The organism is Mycobacterium sp. 1245499.0, assembly GCF_001673615.1.
Taxonomy (GTDB): Bacteria; Actinomycetota; Actinomycetes; order Mycobacteriales; family Mycobacteriaceae; genus Mycobacterium; species Mycobacterium europaeum_A.
This window is the reverse complement of sequence record NZ_LZMG01000414.1, coordinates 1-1,945: the sequence shown is the minus strand read 5'-3', so window position 1 is coordinate 1,945 and position 1,945 is coordinate 1. Positions and strand designations below refer to the sequence as shown.

The following is a 1,945-nucleotide window of genomic DNA, read 5'->3' as shown; positions in this document are numbered from 1 at the left end:
GCCCGACCACGCCGCGGCGGCCTTCTGCTGGCTGCGCAGCGCGTAGGCGTCGACGTCGTCGCGGGAGAAGCCCTCGATGGTGGCGATCAGGTCGGCGCCGATGCCCTGGGGCACGAAGCCGATCTGGTAGTTGGTCTCGGGGTCGGTCGCCCAGGCACCGCCGTCGGAGCCCATCGGCACCCGGCTCATCGACTCGACACCGCCGGCCAGCACCAGGTCGTCCCAGCCGGACCGGACCTTCTGGGCGGCGGTGTTGACGGCCTCGAGGCCGGAGGCGCAGAACCGGTTGAGCTGCACGCCGCCGGTGGTCTCCGGCAGGCCGGCGGCCAGCACCGCAGTGCGGGCGATGTCGCCGCCCTGGTCACCGACCGGGGACACAACGCCCAGGATCATGTCGCTGATCAGGTTCTCGTCCAGGTCCGGGAACCGCCGGCGCAGCTCGTCCACCAGGCCCACGACCAGGTTGAGCGGCTTGACCTCGTTCAGCGAACCGTTGCGCTGCTTGCCCCGCGGGGTGCGGATGGCCTCATAGATAAAAGCTTCTTCGGACATGGCGACTTCCTGTTCTGACGAATAGGGTTCGAATCCGTCTTCGAGATAGATTCCGGCCCCACCCTAACAGGGTCCCCGGCCAACCTGTTGGTTGGGCAGATCGCGCAGCTCAGAGGCACCGAGTGACGCACGCCACGCGTCGGCTCGCTGCCTCGGGCGGCGGCCCCGGCCGAACGTGCAACTACGTTCACGCTCGGCGACGAGTGTGCGCCTAACTTCACGCTGGCTGGTGGGCGTCCCGGGCACTGGCCGTGGCCGGCCACGCCTAAGCTCGACCACCATGACGGTGGAGCGACTGCGCCCCTACGCGACCACGGTGTTCGCCGAGATGTCGGCGCTGGCCGCGCGCATCGGAGCAGTGAACCTGGGCCAGGGGTTTCCCGACGAGGACGGCCCCCCGGCCATGCTCAAGGCCGCCCAGGAGGCCATCGCCGACGGCGTCAACCAGTACCCCCCGGGCATCGGCATCGCGCCGCTGCGCCACGCCATCGCCGCCCAGCGCCGGCGCCGCTACGGCATCGACTACGACCCCGACACCGAGGTGCTGGTGACGGTCGGGGCGACCGAGGCCATCGCCTCGGCGGTGATCGGCCTGGTCGAGCCGGGCTCCGAGGTCCTGCTGATCGAGCCGTTCTACGACTCCTACTCGCCGGTGGTGGCGATGGCCTCCGCGCAACGGGTGGCCGTGCCCCTGGTCCCCCACGGTCGCGGCTTCGCCCTGGACGCCGACGCGCTGCGCCGGGCGGTCACGCCCCGGACCCGGGCGCTGATCGTCAACTCACCGCACAACCCGACCGGCACGGTGCTGCGTGCCGAAGAGTTGGCGGCCATCGCCGAGGTGGCGGTCGCGGCCGACCTGCTGGTGATCACCGACGAGGTCTACGAGCACCTGGTATTCGACCGCCACCGACACGTGCCGCTGGCAGGCTTCGACGGCATGGCCGAGCGCACCATCACCATCTCCAGCGCGGCCAAGATGTTCAACTGCACCGGCTGGAAGATCGGATGGGCTTGCGGCCCAGCGCATCTGATCGCCGGGGTACGCGCGGCCAAACAGTACCTGAGCTATGTCGGCGGCGCGCCGTTCCAGCCGGCGGTGGCGCTGGCCCTGGACACGGAGGACGCATGGGTGGACGACCTGCGCGCCACGCTGCAGGCCAGACGCGATCGACTGGCCGCCGGGCTGATCGACGTCGGGTTCGAGGTGCACGACAGCGCCGGCACGTACTTCCTGTGCGCCGATCCGCGTCCGCTGGGATACGACGACAGCAGCGAGTTCTGCGCGGCGCTGCCGGAAAAGGTTGGCGTTGCCGCGATCCCGCTGTCGGCGTTCCGTGACCCCGCGGCGGCGAGCGGTCCGGCCGACGTGTGGAATCACTTGGTGCGCTTCACC

Annotated in this window: 2 protein-coding genes; one reads left to right on the top strand and one right to left on the bottom strand. The window is 70.3% G+C overall.

The window, feature by feature from the left end; translation table 11 throughout:
* A partial coding sequence (locus A5646_RS25870; RefSeq protein WP_304441932.1) for a beta-ketoacyl synthase N-terminal-like domain-containing protein occupies window positions 1-552 on the bottom strand: 552 nt, incomplete at its 3' end.
* 280 nt (window positions 553-832) lie between these two features.
* Between A5646_RS25870 and A5646_RS25865 the strand changes: the two genes are divergently transcribed.
* The coding region (locus tag A5646_RS25865; protein ID WP_067025310.1) for a pyridoxal phosphate-dependent aminotransferase at window positions 833-1,945 on the top strand (1,113 nt) is incomplete at its 3' end.